Genomic DNA, 21307 nt, shown 5'->3' with positions numbered 1-21307 from the left:
TCAGTGGCTGAACATGGTGCCCGGCCCGGTGTGGTGTACCTGGTCGGGGCCGGCCCGGGGGCGGCGGACCTCATCACCGTCCGCGGCCTCCGAATCCTCCGGTCCGCGGACGCCGTTCTGTACGACGCGCTTCTGGCCCCGGACCTGCTGCACGAAGCGAAGCCCGGTGCGGAGCGCGTGGCGGTCGGCAAGCGGGGGTACTGCGTCGGATCGACACGGCAGGAGGCGATCCACGAGGCGCTGGTGCGCCTGGCCCGAGAGGGGAAGTCGGTCTGCCGGCTGAAGGGTGGCGACCCGTGCGTGTTCGGCCGCGGCGGTGAAGAGGCGGAAGCGCTCGCCGGAGCCGGCGTTCCGTTCGAGATCGTGCCGGGCGTAACGGCCGCGATCGGAGCGTGTGCGGCCGCGCTGATCCCACTCACCCACCGCGAGGACGGGCAAAGTGTCACCCTCGTGACCGGGCACCACGACCCGGACTCGCCCGAAGGCGCGCTCGACTGGGCGGCCCTCGCCCGCCTGCCGGGCATTGCCTTCTACATGGCCGTCCGCCACGTGACGGGGATCGCGCGCCAGCTTGTGGGGCACGGGATGACCGCGGACACCCCGGCGGCGGTGATCGAATCCGGAACGCTCCCCGGGCAGCGGGTGATCGAGGGGCCGCTCGACCGGATCGGCCGCCTCGCCGACGAAGCCGGCGTGCGCGCCCCCGCCGTCCTTGTCGTCGGCAACGTCGTGCGCCGACGGGCGAGGCTGCTTGCCCCGGCCCATTCCTTTCGCGAGAGCGGGCACCACGAGAACTTGGACCGGCCGCCGGTTGTGTTCACAACACCCTGAATGGCGACCCGCACGGTAAGAGCGTGAGGGACACAACGGCGGGGGGGCTTCGGCCGCGTGCCCGGGCCTCCGTCCGCTCGCCATTTCGTTTCAGAACCGCGATTGGTGGCCGACTTGCATGTGAAACACGGCCAACAGAAAGGACTGAACTGGGTCGTTCGGGGGGGCGCCGCCCCGGTCTCCTCCGTGGGGGGCTTGGAGGCCCCTCCGGGGAAGACCGGTGGATTTGCTTTCTGCCGCGCCTTAGCCGATCAGCTTGGCGAACGCACGCCGGACGCCCGCGTGTCCCTCGTGAGCGTTGAGCCAGTTCGCGTCCGCTTCGAGCGGCACCCGCAGCCCGCCCTCGCCGCGGTCTTCGGCCCGCGCGAGGTACTCCGGGACCGGGAAGTAGTAGCTGGTCTGCTCCTCACCGTTTTCCAGCAGGAACGCCACAACCGCGTTCACCTCGCCCAGGCCCTTCAAGTCGTCTCGCTTGATGTCGAGGCCCTGGCAGCAGGCCGAGATCTTCACCGGCACGAACTGGGTGTGCGCCCGGTTCGTTGCGACCAGGTTCACGCCCTTGTTGACCACCGACAGGTAGGCCCGCATCCCGTTCACGATCAGCGCGCTGGCGACCGCGCCGCCGTGGCCCTCCAGGTCGAGGATCATCCCGTTATCGACGCGGCGCGTCGGCGCCGCGACCGGGGCTTCGACCGGCTCGAGCGACTCCTCCGGGAGGACTTCCTCTTCTTCGTCTTCGATCCGCGATTTCTTGGTCTTCGTTCTTGGCATAACTCACCTGAACCAGATTCCGAAACGACTAGCGTAGGACGCGGCCCGAACTTGTCGAGCCGGCCCACAAACAGATTTCGCACGGCGCGCGGCGCCGGATGAACTTGCACCATAGCGCAGCGGGCCGCGGAATCAACACCACTTGACCGAAATTCGCGGGCGGCGGTTCGCGCGGCTCGCGCGGGCGTGAATCGTTCTGGAAACATGTTATACGCGCGCCGCGGGCGGGCGCGGCAAGTGTCCGCCCGCGGTCGGGGTGGTTTCGTATCATCCCTCAAGAAGCGTTGGGGACACGAGAGGCGTGAGACGATGGCGCGGTGGCTGCTGGACCTGCGGTCGGTGTGCGGGCACCCGTGGCGGCTCGGGCTGGCGAGCGAGCCGCACGAACTGGATGCCGTGTTCAAGCTCCGGTACGACGTGTTCGTCGCGGAACAGGGGTACAACTACGTCGGCACCGACCGCGGCCCCGGGCGGGACGCCGACCAGTTCGACGCCTGGTGCGACCAGCTCTTCCTGTTCGACGAGGAGCGGCAGCGGGTGGTGGGCACCTACCGGGCGATCAGCGGGCCGAGCGCGGTCGCCAACGGCGGGTTCTACGCCTCCGACGAGTTCGACCTGGCGCCGCTGAAGCCGATCGCGCACGAGATCCTGCAAGGGGGCCGGGCGTGCGTGGCGGCCGAGTACCGCAGCACGCTCGCGTTCCAGTACCTGTCTTACGGCATGGAGCTGCTCCTCCGCGAGTACGGCTGCAAGTACCTGCTCGGCGCCGACAGCTTTCGCGCCGACGCGGACGAGCTGAACCGCATCTACTCCTACCTGCTGCGGCACCGGATGGACCCGGAGTGGGCGGTCGAGCCGTGGCCCGTGAACCGCGTGGAGAGCTTGCGCGAGGTGCCCGTGTCCCCGGCGGACGAGCGCACGCTGCCCGAAATCGTCCGCATGGATCTGCGGCTCGGGTTCTTGGCGTGCAGCCCGCCGGTGTGGGACCCCGGGTTCGGGTGCTACGACGTGCTCATGTTGGGCCGCCGCGACCGGCTCACCCGAGCGTACACCGGCGTGGTGCAGCGGCTCGAACGGCTCATCGCCTCCGGGCGGTCGAACGCGGCGGGCGGGACCGAACCGTAACGGGTCAAGGAGCCAGGGGTGTCCCGCGCGTCGAGCCCGCCCGCCGGCGGTGCTGACGCGCCGAATGAGATTTCTGCTGTCGCGGTTACTGCCGGAAGCGGGCCGGCAGTCGTACCGGCTCGCTCCCGGCACTTCTCAATCCGGAGCAATCACTTCGCCGTCGGCCGGCGTTTCACCTGCGGACCAGTTCGGGTCGCTCACGCCGCTGCTGATGAATCGCACCGAGCCGTCGGCGAACGCCGCGTGGATGCCCGCCGGGCTGATGCTCTGCGACTTCAGGCAGTGGGCGTTGTTCGGCGGCGGCGCGAACTCCGGGCGCAACATGCACCGGCACATCCACGGGGCGGTGCCGGTCCACGAGGTCGTGACCGGGCCGCCCTTGTTCACGAACCCGGTGCGGGGCCAGTAGCCGTTCACGTACAGCGACGTGGCCGCCAGCCCGTTCGCCCACTGCGCGTCGCCCGGGTACTGCCCGCTCGCCAGCGCCGGGGTGAAGTCGTTCGGGATCGTCCGCGGATCGACGCCGTAGCCCCACAGGGTGGCGCCGAACATCGGGTTCCCGCTCGGCCGCGTCGCGACCGCGTACTTCTCGTTGAAGATGATCGTGTTCGACAGCCCGTCCTGAATCTTCGTCAGCCGGGCGCCCTGGTCGCCGAACACCTGCCAGTTGGCCGAGTAGCTGCTCAGCCCCCACTTGGTGTTGGCCGCGTTCGCCCACGCCGGGTACGGGTTCGCGGTGCCGGTCGAGGCGGCCCAGGAGGGCGCGGCCGCGGGCAGGTCGAACACGCCATCGCCGGTCATCGTGCGGTCCGCCGGGTGCCGCAGCACCTTGAGCGGCTGCGCCCGGGCCGGGTCCGGCCCGAGGTTGTACACCGCGCTCTGCTCGAGGTGCGGCAGCAGGTGGTAAAACACCGAGCCCGCGGTGCCGCTGCCGCGCATCTGGCCGAAGATCGGCGGGGTGGTTTCGTGGGTGGCCTCGAAGCTCCGCGTCGCCAGCGCGATCTGCTTCAGGTTGTTCTGCGACTGCGACCGGGCGGCGGCTTCCCGGACCTTCTGGACCGCCGGGAGCAACAGCCCGATCAGCACCGCGATGATTGCGATCACCACGAGCAACTCGATCAGCGTGAAGCCCTTCGACCTTGCATTCCGAACCACGGGCAGTCCTCCTGATGCGAATCCTGTGGCCGATCCGACGCGGATCAGCCCAACCCGTACCGCGCGCGCAGCACGCGCGCGGCCTGTGCGATCGCCCCGAGTTTCGCTTCGGCCACTACGGCCGATGACACGGGGCTGTCCGCGAACGTGGCGAACCCGCAGTCGGGGTTGAGCAGCACCCGCGCGGGGCCGAACAGCTCGGCCGCCGCGGTCGCTTTCGCCACGATCTCGTCGACCGATTCGACGCGGTCGAGCTTCTGGTTCACCACGCCGACCCCGATCCGGCACCCTTTTGGGAGGTCCGCCAGCGGAGCCAGCTCGCCGGCCCGCGGGGTGGCGAGTTCGAGGAAGAGCGTGCCGACCGGCAGTTCCGCGAAGAGCGGCACGAGCGGCGTGTACGGGCCGGACAGCGCGACGCTCTCGTCCCGCGACCAGTTCCCGCGGCACACGTGGAGCGCCACCCGCTCGCGCGGCAGCCCGTCCAGCACCGCGCGGAGGAGCTGCCCCGCGAACGCGAGTTCTTCGGCCGGCGCCCGGCGCTCGCTCAGCGCGCCGCACATGAACGACTGCCGGGCGGTCGGGCGCGCGAACACGACTTCCGTGAGAACGGGCTCGTCGAACTGCACGACCGCCGCGCCGGCGGCGAGGAGGTCGTTGGCCTCAGTGTGGAGTGCCGAAACGATGTCGCGGGCGAGCGCCTCGCGGTCCGGGTAGGCCTTATCGGAAACGCACTCGAGCCACATCGTGCGTGTGAGCAGGTACGGCCCCGGGAGCGCGACTTTGACCGGTTTCGCCGTGACGGCGCGGGCGAAACTCAACTCGTGACCCGCGAGCGGGCGCGAGCGGGCCAGCCGGCCGAACACCGCGGGGTGACGCACTTTTTCGGCGGGCACATCCAGGGCGCGCAACTCGTCTGCGAAGTGCTCCGGGTCCGTGACGTAGGGGAGGAGGTCCGTGATCAGGATGAGCTGGCAGTTGTCGAGCCGGGTGGCGACGAAGCTGGCGTAGTTGTCGCGGCGCTGTTCGCCGTCGGTGACCACGTCAACGCCGGCGCGCTCCTGGGCCGCGACCGCGAGCCGGACCGCGTCGTCGGCGTACTGCTGGAACTCGTCCTCCGGGAACCGCCCCGCCAGGCGCTCGTGCAGCGCCCGGACCAGCCACGCCGGCCGCGGCCAGCTCCCGACGCCCATCACGGCGAAGGGCTTGATCGTGCTCGGGGCCGCGACCGTTCCGGGTGCCGCCGGGCTGCGCTCGCGGTCAACGGGGGGGCGTTCGGGTGCGGTGGCGTTGCGTGGTGCCGGGCCGGCTTTGCGAATCAGGTAGCTGCGCACGTCGCCCGAGCGCGTGCGCGACACCAGCGCGTTGCCGGTGAGCCGTGCCCACGCGGGTAGGTCGTCTTCCACTGACGATTCGGACGAGCGCACTTCCAGCACCTGGCCCGGTGTGAGCGGGTCGATGTGCCGGCGGATCAGCAGGAGTAACCCGTTGCCGCAGTCGAGGTTACCGCCGTCGAAGCTGGCGTCCGGCGGGACCGCATGTCGTTCGGACCAGTCCATCGGTGGAACTCAGAAGTACGGATCGCGGGACACGACCACGGGGGCGCGCAGGGCGACGGCGTACACGGCCTCGCGCTCGCTCGACTTGCCTTTCTTGTCTTTCAACTTCAGGACGACGGTGACGCGGACCACGTCCTTGTCCGAACCGTCCACCTTCCCGACCGTGTAATCGGTGAGGGCGTGCGTCGCGCGCAACTCGTCCGCGAAGTCCACCGGGTCCGGGCGCGCCTTGAGCTTCTCGGGGGCTTCGTTCGCCTTCCATCCGTCGAGCGCGGCGGTCACCGCGGCGCGGGCACGCTCGACCTCCGACGCCGGGCGGCCGGAACTGCCGCACCCGAGCGCGAGTGCGGCGACGGCCAGTGGGATCAGGTTCCGCATGGGTTCCTCGCGCTAGTACGAGAGGCTCGGGCAGCCCGCGCTCATGAACTCCACCAGCTTCGCCCCGCCGACCATGACCGCGCCCGCGACCAGCGCGGTTTCGTCCAGCTTGCGCTTCTTGAAGCACGGGGAGCAGACGTAGATCGTTCCGCCGGCCGCCGCGAAGTTCGCCATCAGCTCTTTGAGCGGGGCGAAGCCCTCCTCGGCCACGTCGTCGGCGTACCCCGCCACCGCGAGCCGGACGCCCTCCGTGCTGAGGAACACCACGGTGTCCTGGTCCGACGCGACGGCGGCGTTGGCGACCACGAACGCCACGGTGGCCTTGTCGGGGTTGTCCTTCGCGCAGGTGAGGCTGATGCAAAACTTGCCGGGCATGTCAGTTCTCTCTTCGCTGGATGACGTAAATCGGGTGCCGGGCCGAAACGAGCGCGTGCCGGGTGAGCCGGCACCACGCGGGGATGTCTTCCGGCGCCGCCGCGTCGGTCGCGCGCACGGTGAACCGTGTGCCCGGGGGCAGCGGCAGCAGTCGCATCCGGAGCAGCATGACCAACTCGCCGCAGCCCATGCCGCCGGCGTCCCAATCGGGTTCGTCGTTCATCCGTGCGCTCAAGGGGAAGGAATCCAGTCGCTTCAAGTTCGGGCGTGCCGCGGTTCCGGCCTGGAGTGTGGTCCGCTCACTCCGTGAGCGGTCGCTCCGCGTATCCGATCCGCTCCGTCGTTGTGCGCAACGCGCGTCCGAGACGCCGAGCGACCGCCCACGGAGTGAGAACGGGTAGCTTTTTGCGGCGCCGTGCGGGCGCACGCTTGTGAAGGCAGTTTTTGACAGGATCGACAGGATGAACAGGATAAAATCGATCGGTCTTCATCCCGTTCATCCTGTCAAAAACTGCCTTCGCATCCCCATCGCGCGGATCCGACCCGCTCCCGGTATCATTCGCTCCGTCGTCGTGCGCAACGCGCGTCCGAGACGCCGAGCGACCGCTCACGGAGTGAGCGGACCACACTCAAAACCAACGCACCGTTCCGAGGTGCGAACCTGAAACGACCGGATCAGTTCCCGTAAACGAGCGTGCCGAAATTCGCATTGCCGCGCCCGCCGCTCGCTTCGCGCGGCGCGGGCGTTGGCTCCCACCTTCTTGCTTGGAGAAGGTTGGGGAAGGAGCGTTCGGGTGCTGTTGGGAAACGGACCGTTTCGAGAGTGACCGCGCATCGGCCGCGGTTACACGGCCCGCACTCAGGTGAAGCCCGTGTCCTCGACCGCGAAGACCGGTACCGCGACGAGTGCGAACTCGTCGCGTCGGGTGCCGGCGTTGGGTCGTTGGAACGGCATCGTGACGAGAATTCCGGCGACGGGGCTCCGGCGCTGTGTTCGGAATAGGATACGCCTCAGGCGGCGGGACCGCAACCGTTCGCGCGGCCTTGTTACCGTCGAGCCGCCCGCACGGAGAACCCGTCATGAGTCGCATCTGCTTCGCCGTCGCGCTGCTCGCACTTGCGGGGCCGCGCGCCTGCGCTCAGAAGCCCGAGTGGGACGCCAAATACATCAAGATGGAGGTTCCGAAAGAGGTCACCGCGGACCAAGTGTTCGTCGCGAAGGTGACGATGCGCAACACCGGCACCCAGACGTGGAAAGAGGCGCGGGACGTGGTCCCGAGTTCGTTGCACTCGGCCGAACCCGCGGACAACCTCACCTGGGGCACCAACTTCTTCATCCAGGGACAGGGCGTGGTCGTGGCGCCGGGGCAGGACGTCACGTACACGTCGTACCTGCGCGCGCCGAGCGAGCCCGGTAAGCACAACTTTCAGTGGCGCGTCCACGGCCCGCAGGGGGCGGTCGGCGAGATCACGCCCAAGCTCGAAATCACGGTGCTGAAGCGCCCGGACGCGAAGGACGAGGCGCTGGCCGCGCGGGCGCCGGACGCGGGCGGCAAGCGCCCGCTCACGTTCGACGACTTCGAGTACCTCGGGTCGTTCAAGGTGCCGGAGACGGTCGGGAAGGGCGGGGCCGCATTCTCCGAGAGCGGGCTCGCGCTCCGCACCCTGAAGGACGGCTCCCGGCGGCTGTTCATGAACTACACCCACCCCGAAACCGTGATGTTCGAGACGGACATCCCGGACCCGGTCAAGTTCGAGAAGGGCGACGCCGGGCCGCTCAAGACCGCCGCCGTGAAAAAGGAGTGGGGGCACCTCACGGGCAAGGACAAGAAGCACGGCGCGAACGGCGGGTTCGTCTGGGACGACGAGCGGCAGGTGATGTACTGGACGTACTACCACGGATACTGGACCGGGGGCGATCTGCCCGTTCTGAACGCGTCGAAGCTGAGCGCGGACGGCACCGTGGCGCCGGTCGGCTCGTGGACGCTGCCGCGGCAGAAGTGGTTCTGGGGCGGGGCGACGCGGCTGCCGAAGTCGTTCGCCGACACGTACACGGGCGGGGCGACGCTCGGGGTCGGGTTCGGGGGGTATTACAGCATCGCCGAGCCGTGCAGCCGCGGGCCGGCGCTCGGTGCCGTTGCGACGCCCGACCCCGCCAAGGGGCAGGCCGACGTGGTGTCGCTGCTCGGGTACGCGCCGACCGCGCCCGCCCCGCGCCCGGGCGACTACTTCAACGCGAACTGCGCGTTCTGGAGCGACCAGCCGACCAGCCGCGCGGCGGGCGCCTGGACCTACTGCGACCACTGCCGCGCCGGGGTGCTGATCGACCTCGCCGACAAACAAGGTTACATCGCGTTCGCGAAGCTGGGCACCGGCCGGCTCGGGTACGACTACGGGCACATCGGCAACGCGGGCGAGGCCCAGTACTGGTACTTCTACGATTCACGCTCACTAGGGGAGACCGCGAAGGGCACGCGGCCGGTCGGCGTGACCGGCCCGTACCTGATGCGAGCCGACACCGGGATGGTCGGGATGGCGTACGGCGCGTGCTTCGACGAGGAGACGCGCACGCTGTACGTGATGCGTGGCGGCGCGTACCAAGTGGGGCGCGAGATGCACCCGCTGGTTCACGCGTACCGGGTGAAGAAGTGATGCGATGCGGGGCAGAACCGGGGCCGCTACTCGGGTTCACAACAGGAGACGGGCGGATGAGTCGGTTCCTTTTGCTCGGTGCGGTTCTGGCGGGGGTGTGCGCGTCCGCTGCGGGGGCGGATCCGTCCCCGGAGTTCGCCGTCATTGGGATGGACGCGCAGATTCGCACGGACCCGCCCAAACTCGCGCCAAGCGGTAAACGCGCTCCGTATGGCGGTCGTGTTACGGTGCTCGAAGAGAAAACGGTTGACGGGAAGGTTTACGCGAAGGTGCAGCAGAGCGGCGGGGCGAAAACGGTGTACGGCTGGACCGCGAAAACGAACCTCGGCAGCCCGAAGGAGTTCGACCCCGCGATGGCCCCGGGCGACGAGGTCGATACCGAGACGCTCAAAGGCATCGATGCGGTGATGGGGTCGATTTACAACGCCCGCGGCAAATACCTGTTCGACCGGGCCAAGGAACTGGGGGCGTCGCCCGCGGCGCTGGCGGCGGTGCTGAAGGTCGAGTCCGGCGGGCGCGGGTTCGGGCCGGACGGGCGAACCATCGTCCGGTTCGAGAACCATACGTTCTGGGGCCAGTGGGGGAAGGCGCACAAGGACACGTTCGACGCGCACTTCAAGTTCAACCCCGACAAGGGCTGGCTCGGGCACCAGTGGCGCAAAACCGCCGCCGGCCCGTGGGTCGATGAGCACAAAAATCAGGCCGGCGAGTGGGAGGTGCTGGAGTTCGCGCAGACGCTGGACAAACCCGCGGCGCTGAAATCCGCGAGTTACGGCGCCGGGCAGATCATGGGCTTTAACCACAAAACGGTCGGGTACGCGACTGTCGAAGAGATGGTGAAGGCGTTCGACCGGGGCATCGGACCCCAGTTGGACGGCATCATCGCGTTCATCAAGACGCACCCGAACTGTCTGAAGGGGCTAAAGGAGAACGACTTTACGCTGTTCGCGGGGTGCTACAACGGGCGCGGGAAGGAGGCGGAGTACGGGCGGCTCATCAAGGACGCGGCCGAAGCGTACACGAAGGTGACGCGGGGAAAAACGCTCGGCGGGTGAAATGGCGGGGGCGTGTCGGGAAAAAAAGAAGTGTTCCGGCATCTGTCCCTTGCCCTCAGAGCGGTCGGGAGTTAAAGTCGTCTATAACTCGCTCTGGTCCACTGTCTGACTCGCGTTCGTTACAACCCATTCTTTTACGCCTCGCAGGGAGAATTCCTGTGCCCGTCCGCCCTACGTCCCACTTCACGTGGCAAGTGCTCCGTACCGCCAAGCGCAGCAAGAAGCCCCTGACCGGCCGCGCGCTCCGGCTGGCCCCGACCCGCAACACCAAGGACGGCACGTTCCTGACCGCGCTGGTGAACGAAGGACTGTTGGAGCGCATGGCCGGGTCCGAGGACGAACCGTTCGACGCCACCTACGCCCTGACGGAGAAGGGCAAGCACGCGGCCGAGTACGGCGAATACGAGTATGACTTGAAGCGGGCCGAGCCGGAGGCCGGGCGGAGCCGGTGAACCCGCGGCGCATCGCGCGACCGCACCTAAAACGGACGGCGGGTCGGGGGCTCCTTGCTCCTGCCCCGGGTGGGTGTGGGCCGACGCGCTAGCGAACTGATCTGATTCTTGTGGACCGCGCCGGAACGGCGCGGTTTACCGACACAAACACCTCAAAGCCGAATCACAGGGCTCGCCGGAATAGGTCGGTGGCGAGTCCGAGTGCGGAACGTGCCGCGCTCGGGTCGTACCGCTCCCCTTCGTCGCGCAGGAACGCGTGCGCGGCGTTGAACTCGTGCCAGGTGAACCACACGCCGGCGTCCGTGAGCGTATCGTAGATCAGCCGCCGCCCCTCGCGCGGAACGTGCGGGTCCTGCCGGCCGAACACCATCAGTAACTCGCCCCGCACGTCCTTCGCCCGCGCGAGCGAATCGCTTCCGCCTTTGCCCAGCGTGCCGGAGTGAATGTCCGTCGGGTAGAAGCACGCCGCGGCCTTCACATCGGGTAGCAGCGCGGCGCGAAAGGCGAGGTGCCCGCCGAGGCAGATGCCCACCGCCCCGACGCTTCCCGTGCAGCCCGGGTGCGCCTTGAGGGCGTCCACCGCGGCGCGGGCGTCCGCGTCGAAGTCGCTCATCGGGATGATCTGCTTGAGGGCGTTGCCGCGGTTCTTGCCGCCGTCGTCGTACCCGAGCACGCACCCGGCCGGTTCGTGGGCGTGGTACACCTCTGGCACCGCGACCAGATAACCCACACTGGCGAAGTTGAGCGCCAGCCGGCGGACCGGCGGGGTCTGCTGGAAGATCTCGGAGTACAGCACCAGCCCCGGGCGCGGCGCGGGCGGGCGGCCCGGTTCGGTGGGGGCGTAGAAGTACGTCCGCATCGGCCCGGTGGGGGTGTCGATGTCGAGCACGGAGTCGGTCACGATCATGAGTGCGTTTTCCGGGGCGGTTTGTGCCAGATCTTATGTCCGAACACGCGGCTGAACTCGTTCACGATCGCCCGGAGCCGGCCGTCGAGCCGCTCCAGCGCCGGCGCGGCGATCTGTTCCGGCACCCCGCCGTAAAACGCTTCCGCGACTGCCCCGGCGATGGCGGCCATCGTGTCGGCGTCGCCGCCGAGCGAGATCGCGTTGCGAACCGCGTCCTCGTAGCTCTCCGATTCGAGGAACGCGACGAGCGACTGCGGCACCGACCCCTGACACGACACGTCGAACGTGTACGCCGGGCGGATGTCGTCGAGCCGGGCGCTCAGGTCGTAACTGAACTCCGATTCGATGTGCGAGCGGATCTCGTCTTTCGACGTTCCGGTGCGGGCCAGGAACACGGCGACGGCGGTCGCCTGTGCGCCCCGCACCCCTTCCGGGTGGTTGTGGGTCGCGTCGGCGCTTTCTCGGGCGTGGCGCATCACGTCTTCGAGCGTGTCGAACGCGATCCCGACGGGCGACACCCGCATGGCCGAGCCGTTGCCCCAACTGTTGTACGGCTCGCGCTCGAACGTCCCGGCCCAGCGGATGAACGTGCCGCCGAACCCCGCCAACGGGTACAGGTGGAAATACCGGTGGAACCGGTTGACGTATTCGCCGCCGTGGAGCAGCTTTTCCGCCACCGCGACCGTCAGCACGGTGTCGTCGGTGAACCGGCTGTCCTCGACGAACAGCGGGAACTCCTTAGTCTTCGTGCCGGAGCCCTCGTGAACCGAGCCGATCACGTCACCGACGATCGCACCGATCATGGCGTGGGCTCCAATTGGTCAGGGCTTGATTCGATGGGTGCTTTCGTTTCGGTTCCGGGACGCTGCGGCGGACCGGTCACTTCGTTACTTCGCGCGATCAGTGAGAACAGCATCGCCCTCGTTTGTGGCGCGTTGAACACGAGTTTGAGCAAGTCTCGCATCTCGGCGGGCGAGTGCGCAAGGCGGCTCAGGTACACCTCATCATTGGAGAGGTTCCAATTGCGGGCGGGTGCCGCTTGCGCGTGTGGCCAACCGGAATCGTCTTTGAAGTCAAACGGTTTGGCGAGCAGCACCACCGGGTAGGGAAAGTCGTGTGCAAAGCGGACGTTCAGGATGCGCTGCCGAACCCCCACCGCCGGTGCCACCAGATCGAAAATGAGTTGCTCGAATTGACCGGCGTTACCGGGGTAAATTTCGCCTCGCACAATGCCCTGCGTTCGCTTCGCCAGCGCTTCCGCTTGCTCGTTCAAAATCATCGTGGGCGACAACACATCCACGACAAGATCGGCTGGCCAGAGGTCCGATTCGTTGGTCGCCATGACGGGCCTCACAGGTTGATCTCAAACCGGATCGGTAGATGATCGCTGATCACGTTTGCTCGCGGCTTGCCTTCCTCGCTGACGAAGGACTCAGCTCCGTCGCCCTCAACGATCTCCAGGTGCGTTAACTGGTCCATCAGCGCGGGACGCAAGAGAACCTGATCGAGCATTTGCCAGAACGCGTTGGCGCGGTCCTTTGTGGTGTCGAGGTAGTAGGTTCCCGGTGGCCGCCGGCGCCCGCGCGGCTGAATCCGGTTCGCGGGCCGGTCGCCGAAGCACGACCACATCGGGTTGTAAAACACCGGAAACCCGTCACGGGCCGAGTGCCTCACCACGACATCCGCGAGATGGCGGCTCATGACCGCGTGCAACGCGGTGGTTTGCACGAGTCCGCCCTCGAACGGGTTCATGTTCAGGTCGCCGACGAGGAGCGTTCGCGCGTGGCCGATGTCGGTTTCGACGGTGCGCACGTCCCGGGCCACATCCCTCGCCCACTCCGCGCGACCGTCGGCGGACAGCATCGGGTACGGCGAATCGAGGTGCGCCCCGATCACCAGAAAACTCAGCGCGCCTCTCGGTTGGCATTCTAACGCGGTGATGCGGTCGCTGACGCCGTCAAAAAAGCGGTCGTGCCAGGTGGCCCCGGTTAACGGACCGGTTTGACGGACAAAGAAGCGGACGCGCGCGCTTTGGCTCGTGACGGCGGCGTACCGGTTCGTGGTCTGGTTGTTCAGCGCTGCGAGCACCGGCGCCGCGTCCGTCGGGCACTCGGCGAACAGGAAAACGTCGATCTCCTGTCCGGCGAGTCGCGCCAGGCACGCCGGGAGACGGCTCCCGCGCAATTGCCGAACGTTCCAGAATAGAAACGTGACTCGCATGACTCGCGGGGCGGTGCTTGGGCGTGCGAGGGACGAGCCCTCGTGTCGGTGAGGTGCTCAGGGTAGCCGGGCGGGGGGAGAATGTCACGCTCGGGGAAAATGTCGCGGGGCGCGAGCTTCGCCCGCGCCCCGCGACGGTTTTTTACTCCAGCACCTCGCTCACGACCCCGCTGCCGACGGTCTTGCCGCCCTCGCGGATCGCGAACCGGCTGCCCGCCTCCAGGGCGATCGGCCGGTCGAGGTTCACTTCGACGCGGGCGTTGTCGCCGGGCATCACCATCTCAACGCCGGCGGGCATCGTGACCACGCCGGTCACGTCCGTGGTCCGCAGGAAGAACTGCGGCTTGTACCCGCTGAAGAACGGGGTGTGCCGGCCCCCCTCGTCCTTCCGCAGCGCGTACACCTCGGCGCGGAACCTCGCCCGCGGGCGGATCGACTTCGGCGCGACCAGCACGTGCCCGCGCTGCACCTGGTCCGCCTTCACGCCGCGCAACCGCACCCCGACGTTCAGCCCCGCCTCGGCCACGGCCAGCGGGCGGTGGAACGCCTCCACCCCGGTGACCACCGTTTCCACGGCGTCGCCCGAGCCGAGGAGTTCGACCTTGTCGCCCGCGGCCACCTTGCCCTGCTCGATGAGGCCCGTCACGACCGTGCCCAGCCCCTCGATCGAGTAGACCCCTTCCACCGCGAGGAGGAGCGGCTTATCGACCAAGCGCACCGGGGCCGGGACGTGCGCGTCGAGCGCGTCCATCAGCTCCGTAATGCACGCCGAGAACGCCGGGTCGCCGGGGTGGTCGAGCGCGCCCTTCGCGTTGCCGCGGACGAACGGCACCGCGTCGCCGGCGAACCCGTACCGCGTGAGCAGGTCGCGGGTCTCGAGTTCGATCAGGTCGAGTAGCTCCGTGTCGCTCACCAGATCGACCTTGTTGACGAACACGACCAGGTGCTCGATGCCCACCTGCCGGGCCAGCAGGACGTGCTCGCGGGTCTGCGGCATCGGGCCGTCCACGGCCGAGATGAGCAGCACTGCGCCGTCCATCTGCGAGGCCCCGGTGATCATGTTCTTCACGTAGTCCGCGTGGCCCGGGCAGTCGGTGTGCGCGTAGGTGCGCGTGTCGGTCTCGTAGCGCACGTGCGCCGCGGCGATGGTGACCGTTTTGGTCTCGTCGCGCCGGGTGCCGCCCTTGGCGATGTCGGCGTACTTCTTGGGCTCCGCGAGGCCCTTGTGGGCCTGCACCGCGAGGATCGCGGCGGTCAGGGTGGTCTTGCCGTGGTCGATGTGGCCGATGGTGCCGACGTTGACGTGAACCTTGCGTGGCTGCATGGTACTGAAGCTCCTCAGCCGCAACGAGCGACTGCGGTGAGCCGGCTTCCCACGCCCGGCCGCAGGTGCGGCCTTTTTTTCACAACGAGTGAATCCAGAGCGGGGCCGCCGGCGGTGCCGACTGGCACAAGACGGACACGCCGCGCGGAAACAGGTTCGCTCCCGGTGCGAGCGTGATACTGTTCGCTTGCGGGACCGGAACCAGTTAACGAAGCGAAACCGCACAAGGTAGATGTCCGGGGTGTTTGTCGTCCACAAGGGCGAACTAGTTTATTGAGCCTTGGCGAGTGGGTTCGGATCGGTCATGCTGAGTGCGAGTCCTTGTCGAAGCGGAGACGGACATGAACCCGAGCGACCTGACAAGATGGGGCGCCAGACTGCTTTACGTTCGGGGCCTGTGCGGTGGGGTGTTCCTGAGCGCTGTCGTCGCCCCATCGCCGAACCCGTGGCTGATGCTAGCCGCGTTGCTCGTGGTTGGTTTGAGTGGCGTGGCCACTCCGATTCTGCGCGCGCTGGGTTGGCGCAGGTTGGCGGAGCGCGTTCAAGACGTGCCGACCGGTCCGTTTCGTGATGAAGTCAAAATCGCCTTGCGTACTGCACTCGGTAGCGGAATGGACCTTCAAGAAGCTGTGAAGTTCCTGCGGGGTGCTACCGGGTGGGATGTCCTCCAACTCTACCCCGTTGTGGCCGAGGTCGCGGGCATTCCCGAGAAGGAAGCCATCCGGCTGGTTGTCTCGACTGTGTGACTCGCCACCGCGGAACCCAGGCGCCACATTTCAGGACTCGGCAGGGCCGCACGGTCTTGGGAGCCGCGACAAGCTGGGAGCAAGGAAGGGAAGCGAAGGCGGTGATTAGCGGGGCAAACGGCTTCGCTGGGAGCGCGAGCGGGCGCGGATTGGTCATGCCGATCGCGAGGGGAGGGCGGGGCGTGGGCGGGGCTACTCTGATGGCGCTGGTGTTTGTCGGTCTGGTCGTCGCCTGCACTGTGTACTCAGCCGGGTGGTGTGTGTGGTGTCTGGTTCGCCCCTTTGCCGTGCGCTACCGACTCTTGACGCCGACACGGGACGATGTGATCACCCGTGCGTGGGGTGCCGAGCGAGCCGGGCAGTGGGACGACGCACTCGTAGCCTACGAGGCCGTGTTACGCGATCGGCCGTGGGACGAGGACGCCGAGGCCCGGCGTGCGGCACTTGTGCAGCGGCGACCGGAATTGCTCCCACGGGCGGAACAATCCCAACGGGATCGGCTGGCCGGCCTTGACCCGCTGGACGTGCTCGACTGCATTCAGCCAAATCATACTGACCGGAGACTGTTACTCTTCGCCGTCGCCTGCTGCCGCTGTGTCTGTTGCACGCCGAGCGACGACTTAGACGCGCTGCTCGCCGAGACCGAGGCCCGCGCTGAGCAAACGCACGCTTCATTGGGCTTGGCAGCGGCCGAGTCGGCGCTTGACGCGCACGAGGAGCTTCAGTTCGCCTCGTCCCAGGCGGAGGCTCGGGTCGCCTTGATAATGGCGTCGGTGTTTCCCTGGGCGGGAGCCCATGCCGCGCTCCGGCTGGCACAGGCTGTACGGTCCCGCGAAGAATGCGCCCGGCTTGTCGAATGCGTTTTCGGCCTGCGTGGCCGCACGGCGGCTCTGGCCCCGCAGTGGCGTACTGGCACCGCCGTTGCGATCGCCGCGGGCATGTATGAGTCCCGCGACTTCAGCGCGATGCCGATTCTGGCGGACGCGCTCCAGGACGCCGGGTGCGACCGCGCCGACATCCTGGACCACTGCCGCGGGCCGGGACAGCACGTGCGCGGGTGCTGGGTCGTGGACCTGGTGCTGAACAAGGGGTAGGCACGGCGGACATTCGGGCGCGTCGAGCTGGCCCTCTGTTGCTGGCCCTTCCGCCGCTTGTCTTTGTGCTCGGCTACACGCGGTACTCGCTTCGGGTGACTGGTCCGAGATGCCAAGGAGGCAGATGCAATGAAGCGTAACGGATTCACGCTGATTGAGCTGATAATTGCGGTGCTGATTATCGCGACATTGATCGGCCTCTTGCTGCCTGCGGTGCAAAAGGTGCGGCAGGCCGCGGGGCGAATCCGCGAGGGGAACAAATTTCGCCAGTTCGCCTTGGCTTGCCACTCGTTCGCCGACGCGCACGGCGGGCAACTCCCCAACACCCTCGGGGTCGCGCCGTCCCAGGGTGAGTCACTGTTTCAGTCACTCATTCCTTATCTCGAGATGGGGAATTTCGGCGAACCGCCTACGACGCTCGACGGGAAGCCGTGGCGGCCCGTTCAGATCCAGAGCGAGTTCGACCCGAGTTTCTCAAACTCCCGGGGCATGCCGTTCACGCCGATCCGAGTTGTCGGTGATAACCAAGAGCAGTCGGGGGATTCGAGCTACGCGTTCAATCACATGGTTTTTAACCGCGGCGCGACACTGACCGCGTCCGTACCGGATGGCACGTCGCAAACGCTTGCCATGACCACGCATTACGCGCGCTGCGGTTCAACGCCGTTCACGTGGGGGCCGAACCCGATCTGCCACACGTTCGTGCTCCCCAGCGGCAGCAAGGTCATACCTTGCTGGACGGCGCCAGACATCTCTCTGCACACGAGTTCCTTCGCCGATGATCCGATGGGGGATGCGGTACCCCCCGGCGTTTCGAAACGAGGTGAGCTGCATGTCAAAACGTTTCAAGTGCTGCCGCTGATGATCGATTGCGATTACCGCGTTCCGCAGGCGCTGCTGCCGGAAGGGCTGATGGTCGCACGGCTCGACGGAAGCGTGAACCTGCTTCGCGTCAGTATCGACGCCGCTACCTTCTGGGGTATGGTGTCCCCTGCCGGTGGAGAGGTTCTGAGAAACGATTGGTGACGTTTTCGGTTGTTGCTTTGCCAGGATCAAGTTGTCGGCGTTCAGCAGACACGGTAGCGGCCCCAGGTGATGAACCCGGGGCCGCTTCGTTTTCTCCATAAGCCCGCGCCGCACGGTGCTTGTGTCGTCCGGCAGGTGCCACTTTGGCACGAAGCGACCCACCGCCGGAAGCCCATCGGTTCACGTTTAACACTCAGTTCGCGGTCGTTCAAGCTGTTTTTCGGGTATGGCGCGCGGCTTGCTAATGGATCGTCTCGTTACCACGTGACGGATCGGCTGTAGGTCGTTTCACGTAATGCGGTTGCGATTGCGTGTGGTGCCTCTGCCGGGACCACGTGTGGTTCACAAATGGTCGTTCCGGACCTACAACGGGCTGGGAACGCCGTCGGTGAACGCGCACGTGACATCCGGTCGGGCGATTGACGTGATGGCAGATCCTATGAGGCAGTCATGAGTGCAAGTGCCGGATCTCCGGAGAGCGGATCAAACGGTTCCCCGACCGCGGCGGCCGGAGGGGCCGCCGCGGGGCCGGGCGGACCCGGGGCGCGGAGGGGCTGGAAACGGGTCGTGCTCGGCGTCGTGGTTCTCGCGGCCCTGGTAGCCGCGGTCGTGTTCGCCGTTCCGGCCGTTCGCGCGGCGATGGACACGGTTTCCACCGACGACGCCTACGTGAACGGGCACGTGACGTTCGTCGCCCCGCGCGTGCCCGGGCAGGTGCTCCGGGTTCTGGTGGACGACAACGCCCGGGTCAAGGCCGGGGACGTTCTCGTTGAACTGGACCCGGAACCGTATCAGGTCCAGGTCAACATCAAGCAGGCCGCGCTCGCGGCGGCCGAGGCCGATAAACGGGCGACCGAGTCCGAGGTGCGGGGGCAACTGGCCCAACTCCGGAGCCAGCGGTGGAAGCTCCAGACCGCGATCGAACAGGTTGACAACCAAATCGCCCTGCTGAACGCCCGGGTGGCCGCGCTCCGCAGCAAAGATGCGACCCTCGCACGCGCGAAATCGGACCTCGCCCGGTTCAAAGAGACGCTCGCCCGCGGGGCGGAGAGCAAGCAGGTGTACGACGCCGCGGTCGAGGCCGTCGGGGTGGCGGAGGCGCAGGTCAAGCAGGCGACGCAGGAGGTGTACGAGGTCCGGGTCGGCCTCGGGCTCCCCCCGCTGCCCCCGGACGGCGGGGCGCTGACCGACGTTCCGGCCGGGCTGAACCAGACGTTCTCGACCGTCCGGCAGGCGGTGGCCGACATGACCCACATCGCCGCGCAGGTGGGTCTCCCGCTCTCGAAGTCCGAGGCGACGCCGACGCAGGTGATCGAGGAGTTCCGCGCGCGGGACGCGAAGGGCGACGTGGACCGGATCTTCGCCGCGCTGGTCCCCGAGGCGCCGGCGGTGAAGCAAGCCGAGGCGAAGGTGCTCCAGGCCAAGCGGGACCTCGATCAGGCCGAACTCAACCGGCGGTACTGCCGGGTGCTGGCCGAGATCGATGGCGTGGTGACCCGGCGGAACGTGAACCCGGGGAACAACGTGCAGGCCGGTCAGCAGTTGATGGCGGTGCGGTCGCTCACCGAAATCTGGATCGACGCCAACTTCAAGGAGACCCAGCTCGCGGAACTCCGGATCGGCCAGCGGGTGGAGGTGTTCGCCGACGCCTACGGGAGCCGGCGGGTGTTCCGGGGGCGGGTCACCGGGTTCACCTACGGGACCGGCTCGACTCTCGCCCTGCTGCCGGCACAGAACGCGACCGGCAACTTCGTCAAGGTCGTGCAGCGGCTCCCGGTCCGGGTCGAGCTGGAAGACTACGACCCGGAAGGCGACACGCTGTACGCCGGGCTGTCGGTTACGCCCCACGTGTACGTCAAGGAAGCGCCGACGGGGCCGAACGCGGGCAAGCGGCTGCAAGCGGCGGGGGCACGGCCATGAGTGCGCCGCGGAAGGTGAACCACTGGCTCGTGGCGGTGGCGGTCGTGATCCCGACGTTCATGGAGGTGCTCGACACCACCATTGCCAACGTCGCGTTGCGGTACATGGCCGGTGGGTTGTCCGCGGCCGAGGTGGACAGCGAGTGGGTGATTACCAGCTACCTGGCGGCGAACGCAATCGTCCTGCCGATGTCGGGGTGGCTGATGGCCCGGTTCGGCCGGCGCAACTACTTCCTTGCGTCGGTGGCCGGGTTCACCCTCAGCTCGCTGCTGTGCGGGCTGGCGACGAGCCTCGATCAACTGGTGCTGTGCCGGATCTTGCAGGGGCTGTTCGGCGGCGGGTTGCAGCCGGGCACGCAGGGCATCCTGCTCGATGCGTTCCCGAAAGAGAAGCAGGGGCAGGGGCTGACCGTCTTCGCGATCGCCGCCCTGGTGGCCCCGGTGATCGGCCCGACGCTCGGTGGGTACATCACCGACAACTATTCGTGGCGCTGGATCTTCTTCATCAACGTTCCCGTCGGGCTCCTCGCGCTGGCCGCGTGTGCCGCATTGGTTGAAGACCCGCCGTACCTGATCGAGCAGCGCGCGGAGGGGCGGAAACACCGGTCGGGGTTCGATGGGATCGGTCTGGGCCTGCTGGTGGTCGTGATGGCGAGCTGGGAGGTCGTGCTCAGCAAGGGGCAGGAGTGGGACTGGTTCGGCGACCCGTTTTACCGGGTCCAGGTGCTGAGCGCCCTGTTCGTCGCGGGGCTGGCGGGGCTGGTGGTGTGGGAGTTGCGCCGCCCGCACCCGCTCGTCGATTTCCGCCCGCTGGCGGATCGCAACTTTGCGGTCGGGGCGGTCGCCATCGGGTGCGCGTACGCCGTCCTGTACGGCCAAACGAACTCGCTGCCCGCGCTGCTCCAGACCCTGTTCGGGTACGACGCCACGCACTCGGGGCTGGTCCTGTCGCCGGCGGGCGTGGCGGCCATCGCCCTGCTGCCGATCGTGGCGTTCCTCCTCGGCCGCGGGACCGACGCGCGGTTGCTGGTGGTGACCGGCCTCACGCTCATGGCGGCCGGGAACTACTGGCTGAGCCGGATGAACCTGGACATCGGGCCGTGGGACGTGGTGTGGCCGCGTGTCATTACGATCGCCGGGCTGGCGCTGCTGGTCACCCCGCTGAACGTGGCCGTGTACCAGAACATTCCGCTACACCTGCGCGGGGCGGCGGTCGGGCTGTTCAGCTTGGTTCGGAACGAGGGCGGGAGCGTGGGCACGTCGCTGGCCCAGACGATCCGGGAGCGGCGGGTGCAGTTCCATCTGGAACGCCTGAACGACTACCTGGACCCGCTGAACCCGAACCTCCGGGACTTCCTGACGGGGCTGCGGTCGAGCCTCCAACCGCTGACGGGCGATTCGGTCGGCGCGGACGCCATGAGCTACCAGCTCGTCGAGAACCTCCGCCAACAGCAGGCCTTATCGCTGGCGTACTTCGACGTGTTCTGGGTGTTCGCGGTGGTCGCCGTCGCGCTGATCGGGCTCGCCCTGCTGATGCGCCGCTCCGTTGCCGAGAAGGGCGCGCACCTTGCGGCCGAGTGATTCCACATCCGGTTCCGACGTTCCACAGCCGTGATTCTGTTCGCCCCCCCTGCCCGCGCCCTGCGGGCGGGGCAGGGGGGGCACTCCTCTCGAACGCGCGACCGGTTCCGGTCCGATAGCACCGACTGGAAACGGACTAG

21 protein-coding genes are annotated in these 21307 nt (G+C 67.7%); 10 read left to right on the top strand and 11 right to left on the bottom strand.

Annotated features, from left to right (window positions below; genetic code table 11):
* Positions 1-3 precede the first annotated feature (3 nt).
* On the top strand, positions 4-831 hold the full coding sequence (cobA, locus tag R5W23_RS23700; RefSeq protein ID WP_320688444.1) for a uroporphyrinogen-III C-methyltransferase: 828 nt from the start codon (positions 4-6) through the stop codon (positions 829-831).
* A 243-nt stretch (positions 832-1074) separates the two neighbouring features.
* Here the strand turns inward: cobA and R5W23_RS23695 are convergent, their stop codons facing one another.
* Positions 1075-1602, bottom strand: coding sequence for a hypothetical protein (locus R5W23_RS23695; protein WP_261184864.1), 528 nt, complete (start codon positions 1600-1602; stop codon positions 1075-1077).
* A gap of 309 nt (positions 1603-1911) precedes the next feature.
* Here R5W23_RS23695 and R5W23_RS23690 point away from each other — a divergent pair, with 309 nt between their 5' ends.
* Positions 1912-2727, top strand: a complete 816-nt coding sequence (locus tag R5W23_RS23690) for a GNAT family N-acetyltransferase (RefSeq protein ID WP_320688443.1) — start codon at positions 1912-1914, stop codon at positions 2725-2727.
* 135 nt (positions 2728-2862) lie between these two features.
* Here R5W23_RS23690 and R5W23_RS23685 read toward each other — a convergent pair whose 3' ends face one another.
* From R5W23_RS23685 to R5W23_RS23665, 5 genes are read right to left on the bottom strand one after another with little or no spacing between them, the layout of a single operon-like run.
* The gene (locus R5W23_RS23685) at positions 2863-3882 is read right to left on the bottom strand and encodes a DUF1559 family PulG-like putative transporter (RefSeq protein WP_320688442.1); all 1020 of its coding nucleotides are present in this window, start codon (positions 3880-3882) and stop codon (positions 2863-2865) included.
* Positions 3883-3926: 44 nt separating this feature from the next.
* Positions 3927-5438: a sulfurtransferase TusA family protein gene (locus R5W23_RS23680; protein WP_320688441.1), complete on the bottom strand. Its 1512-nt coding sequence runs from the start codon at positions 5436-5438 to the stop codon at positions 3927-3929.
* 9 nt (positions 5439-5447) lie between these two features.
* Entirely contained in the window at positions 5448-5816 is a 369-nt protein-coding gene (locus tag R5W23_RS23675; RefSeq protein WP_261184857.1) for a hypothetical protein, read from the bottom strand.
* A gap of 12 nt (positions 5817-5828) precedes the next feature.
* Positions 5829-6191, bottom strand: a complete 363-nt coding sequence (locus R5W23_RS23670; protein WP_320688440.1) for a DsrE family protein — start codon at positions 6189-6191, stop codon at positions 5829-5831.
* Position 6192: 1 nt separating this feature from the next.
* The gene (locus tag R5W23_RS23665) at positions 6193-6414 is read right to left on the bottom strand and encodes a sulfurtransferase TusA family protein (protein ID WP_320688439.1); all 222 of its coding nucleotides are present in this window, start codon (positions 6412-6414) and stop codon (positions 6193-6195) included.
* 857 nt (positions 6415-7271) lie between these two features.
* On the opposite strand from R5W23_RS23665, the gene R5W23_RS23660 reads away from it, so the two are divergent.
* The 3 genes from R5W23_RS23660 (at position 7272) to R5W23_RS23650 (ending at position 10350) form a co-directional block, all read left to right on the top strand.
* Positions 7272-8843, top strand: coding sequence for an NBR1-Ig-like domain-containing protein (locus R5W23_RS23660; protein ID WP_320688438.1), 1572 nt, complete (start codon positions 7272-7274; stop codon positions 8841-8843).
* Between the two features lie 56 nt (positions 8844-8899).
* The gene (locus R5W23_RS23655) at positions 8900-9898 is read left to right on the top strand and encodes an N-acetylmuramidase domain-containing protein (RefSeq protein ID WP_320688437.1); all 999 of its coding nucleotides are present in this window, start codon (positions 8900-8902) and stop codon (positions 9896-9898) included.
* 158 nt (positions 9899-10056) lie between these two features.
* Complete coding sequence (locus tag R5W23_RS23650) at positions 10057-10350, top strand: hypothetical protein (RefSeq protein ID WP_261184846.1); 294 nt, start codon at positions 10057-10059, stop codon at positions 10348-10350.
* Between the two features lie 163 nt (positions 10351-10513).
* Here the strand turns inward: R5W23_RS23650 and R5W23_RS23645 are convergent, their stop codons facing one another.
* The 5 genes from R5W23_RS23645 to tuf form a co-directional block, all read right to left on the bottom strand.
* Entirely contained in the window at positions 10514-11257 is a 744-nt protein-coding gene (locus tag R5W23_RS23645; protein ID WP_320688436.1) for a dienelactone hydrolase family protein, read from the bottom strand.
* On the bottom strand, positions 11254-12060 hold the full coding sequence (locus R5W23_RS23640; protein WP_320688435.1) for an ADP-ribosylglycohydrolase family protein: 807 nt from the start codon (positions 12058-12060) through the stop codon (positions 11254-11256). The genes R5W23_RS23645 and R5W23_RS23640 overlap by 4 nt, the downstream gene beginning before the upstream one ends.
* Positions 12057-12599, bottom strand: coding sequence for a hypothetical protein (locus tag R5W23_RS23635; protein ID WP_320688434.1), 543 nt, complete (start codon positions 12597-12599; stop codon positions 12057-12059). The genes R5W23_RS23640 and R5W23_RS23635 overlap by 4 nt, the downstream gene beginning before the upstream one ends.
* 8 nt (positions 12600-12607) lie before the next feature.
* A complete protein-coding gene (locus tag R5W23_RS23630) occupies positions 12608-13441 on the bottom strand; it encodes a hypothetical protein (protein ID WP_320688433.1) in 834 nt (277 codons plus the stop codon).
* A gap of 178 nt (positions 13442-13619) precedes the next feature.
* The gene (gene tuf, locus R5W23_RS23625; RefSeq protein WP_320688432.1) at positions 13620-14801 is read right to left on the bottom strand and encodes an elongation factor Tu; all 1182 of its coding nucleotides are present in this window, start codon (positions 14799-14801) and stop codon (positions 13620-13622) included.
* 341 nt (positions 14802-15142) lie between these two features.
* Here tuf and R5W23_RS23620 point away from each other — a divergent pair, with 341 nt between their 5' ends.
* From R5W23_RS23620 to R5W23_RS23600, 5 genes are all read left to right on the top strand, one after another.
* Positions 15143-15547 carry a hypothetical protein gene (locus R5W23_RS23620; RefSeq protein WP_261184840.1) on the top strand — a complete coding sequence of 135 codons (405 nt, stop codon included), beginning with the start codon at positions 15143-15145 and terminating at the stop codon, positions 15545-15547.
* A 938-nt stretch (positions 15548-16485) separates the two neighbouring features.
* Positions 16486-16641 (top strand): hypothetical protein, encoded by a 156-nt coding sequence (locus R5W23_RS23615; RefSeq protein ID WP_320688431.1) that lies wholly within the window; start codon positions 16486-16488, stop codon positions 16639-16641.
* Between the two features lie 129 nt (positions 16642-16770).
* Positions 16771-17667: a prepilin-type N-terminal cleavage/methylation domain-containing protein gene (locus R5W23_RS23610; RefSeq protein ID WP_320688430.1), complete on the top strand. Its 897-nt coding sequence runs from the start codon at positions 16771-16773 to the stop codon at positions 17665-17667.
* 567 nt (positions 17668-18234) lie between these two features.
* Positions 18235-19587 carry an HlyD family secretion protein gene (locus R5W23_RS23605; RefSeq protein ID WP_320688429.1) on the top strand — a complete coding sequence of 451 codons (1353 nt, stop codon included), beginning with the start codon at positions 18235-18237 and terminating at the stop codon, positions 19585-19587.
* Positions 19584-21167 carry a DHA2 family efflux MFS transporter permease subunit gene (locus tag R5W23_RS23600; RefSeq protein ID WP_320688428.1) on the top strand — a complete coding sequence of 528 codons (1584 nt, stop codon included), beginning with the start codon at positions 19584-19586 and terminating at the stop codon, positions 21165-21167. Before R5W23_RS23605 ends, R5W23_RS23600 begins: the two co-directional genes overlap by 4 nt.
* The last annotated feature ends 140 nt before the right edge of the window (positions 21168-21307 follow it).

Source organism: Gemmata algarum (assembly GCF_034097035.1).
GTDB lineage: Bacteria > Planctomycetota > Planctomycetia > Gemmatales > Gemmataceae > Gemmata > Gemmata algarum.
Note: the sequence above shows the minus strand (reverse complement) of the source record. Positions and strands in the feature narration are given on the sequence as shown.

Bases quoted from the DNA above. Each gene is read 5' to 3' on its own strand.
- R5W23_RS23675 (WP_261184857.1), bottom strand. From the start codon at position 5,816: ATGCGGAACCTGATCCCACTGGCCGTCGCCGCACTCGCGCTCGGGTGC.
- R5W23_RS23690 (WP_320688443.1), top strand. From the start codon at position 1,912: ATGGCGCGGTGGCTGCTGGACCTGCGGTCGGTGTGCGGGCACCCGTGG.
- R5W23_RS23695 (WP_261184864.1), bottom strand. From the start codon at position 1,602: ATGCCAAGAACGAAGACCAAGAAATCGCGGATCGAAGACGAAGAAGAG.
- R5W23_RS23645 (WP_320688436.1), bottom strand. From the start codon at position 11,257: ATGATCGTGACCGACTCCGTGCTCGACATCGACACCCCCACCGGGCCG.
- R5W23_RS23660 (WP_320688438.1), top strand. From the start codon at position 7,272: ATGAGTCGCATCTGCTTCGCCGTCGCGCTGCTCGCACTTGCGGGGCCG.
- R5W23_RS23680 (WP_320688441.1), bottom strand. From the start codon at position 5,438: ATGGACTGGTCCGAACGACATGCGGTCCCGCCGGACGCCAGCTTCGAC.
- R5W23_RS23665 (WP_320688439.1), bottom strand. From the start codon at position 6,414: ATGAACGACGAACCCGATTGGGACGCCGGCGGCATGGGCTGCGGCGAG.
- R5W23_RS23635 (WP_320688434.1), bottom strand. From the start codon at position 12,599: ATGGCGACCAACGAATCGGACCTCTGGCCAGCCGATCTTGTCGTGGAT.
- R5W23_RS23640 (WP_320688435.1), bottom strand. From the start codon at position 12,060: ATGATCGGTGCGATCGTCGGTGACGTGATCGGCTCGGTTCACGAGGGC.
- R5W23_RS23615 (WP_320688431.1), top strand. From the start codon at position 16,486: ATGTATGAGTCCCGCGACTTCAGCGCGATGCCGATTCTGGCGGACGCG.
- tuf (WP_320688432.1), bottom strand. From the start codon at position 14,801: ATGCAGCCACGCAAGGTTCACGTCAACGTCGGCACCATCGGCCACATC.
- R5W23_RS23655 (WP_320688437.1), top strand. From the start codon at position 8,900: ATGAGTCGGTTCCTTTTGCTCGGTGCGGTTCTGGCGGGGGTGTGCGCG.
- R5W23_RS23600 (WP_320688428.1), top strand. From the start codon at position 19,584: ATGAGTGCGCCGCGGAAGGTGAACCACTGGCTCGTGGCGGTGGCGGTC.
- R5W23_RS23670 (WP_320688440.1), bottom strand. From the start codon at position 6,191: ATGCCCGGCAAGTTTTGCATCAGCCTCACCTGCGCGAAGGACAACCCC.
- R5W23_RS23610 (WP_320688430.1), top strand. From the start codon at position 16,771: ATGAAGCGTAACGGATTCACGCTGATTGAGCTGATAATTGCGGTGCTG.
- R5W23_RS23620 (WP_261184840.1), top strand. From the start codon at position 15,143: ATGAACCCGAGCGACCTGACAAGATGGGGCGCCAGACTGCTTTACGTT.